Below are 458 nucleotides of genomic sequence, written 5' to 3'. Positions count from 1 at the left end.
ACCCCCACTTCTCCAGCTGACCGAGCTGGTGCGTGACGCTCGACAGGGACGCGAGCCCCACGATGTCCCCGATCTCCCGCATGGACGGAGGGTACCCCCGCGTGGCGATCGAGCGCTGCACGGCGCCCAGGATCCTCGCCTGACGGTCCGAGAGTGTTCGAACGGGCCGGCCAGGTGTCTGCTGAGCGGGGGAAGTGGTGCTCACGAGCGGGGTCCTTTCGCCGTGCCGCACAGGGCGTGCCCGGGGGCCGGGCCGCGGACCGCTTAAGCGTGTCGGAGACGTGGGGTCGACTGTCACATGTGTGGGGCCAGCTTAACCCGGGTGACCTGCGCATTCAAATATGTGTTCGAAACGGACCTCGACACCGTTCGTACATCCGTGCTAGAACTGTCACCAGACATTCGAAGATGTGTTCTACCCGCTACCGCGGTTCGAACACCGCCGCCCGGTGGGCGGC

1 protein-coding gene is annotated in these 458 nt (G+C 66.4%); it reads right to left on the bottom strand.

Features of this window, described 5'->3' with window-relative positions:
- Positions 1 to 205 (bottom strand): LexA family protein (locus J1781_RS26395; RefSeq protein WP_456239071.1); only part of this gene is annotated, 205 nt, incomplete at its 3' end.
- Positions 206 to 458: the final 253 nt, after the last annotated feature.

Origin of the sequence: Rahnella perminowiae, assembly GCF_019049695.1 — a bacterium.
GTDB classification, from domain to species: Bacteria; Pseudomonadota; Gammaproteobacteria; order Enterobacterales; family Enterobacteriaceae; genus Rahnella; species Rahnella perminowiae.
The sequence above is the reverse complement of the archived record's forward strand: the minus strand, read 5'-3'. Positions and strand labels throughout refer to the sequence as shown.